1 protein-coding gene is annotated in these 730 nt (G+C 64.5%); it reads left to right on the plus strand.

Annotated features, from left to right (window positions below):
• On the plus strand, positions 1 to 730 hold a 730-nt coding region (locus ABD848_RS24890; protein ID WP_344977654.1), incomplete at both ends, for an amino acid--tRNA ligase-related protein.

Consider the following 730-nt stretch of genomic DNA (forward strand, 5'->3'; position numbering starts at 1 on the left):
TGCCCGAGCAGGTGCGGGTCCGCCGCGAGAAGCTGGACCGCCTGCGTGAGGCGGGGATCGACCCCTACCCGGTTGTCTTTTCCCGCACCACGTCCGTGGCCGAGGTGCGCGATAAACACGGTGACCTGGGGCCTGATGAGGGCACGGGGGAGCGTGTCGGGGTAGCCGGGCGGGTCATGCTGTATCGCACGGGGGGCAAGCTGTGCTTTGCCAATGTGCGTGACGCCTCCGGCGATATCCAGATCATGCTCTCCCTGGATCGTCTTGGCGAGGAGTCGCTGGCGGCGTGGAAGAACGATGTCGATTTGGGTGACCATGTGGGCATCGAGGGTGAGGTCATCACCTCGCGTCGGGGTGAGCTGTCGGTTATGGCCGAGTCGTGGACGTTGACGGCCAAGTGTCTGCGTCCGTTGCCGGAGAAGCACAAGGGGTTGACCGATCCCGAGGCGCGGGTGCGGCAGCGTTATGTGGACCTCATCGTCAATCCCGAGGCCCGCTCGATGGTGCACCAGCGTTCCGCGGCGATTCGCGCTATCCGTTCGGGGTTGCAGGAGCGCGACTATGTCGAGGTCGAGACGCCGATGTTGCAGCAGGTCCATGGTGGGGCCACGGCGCGGCCGTTCACCACGCACATCAACGCCTACAATCTCGATCTCTATTTGCGGATCGCTCCCGAGCTCTACCTCAAGCGGCTCGTGGTGGGCGGGATCGAGCGGGTCTTCGAGATCAA

Origin of the sequence: Salinactinospora qingdaonensis, from assembly GCF_039539445.1 — a bacterium.
Lineage (GTDB): Bacteria > Actinomycetota > Actinomycetes > Streptosporangiales > Streptosporangiaceae > Salinactinospora > Salinactinospora qingdaonensis.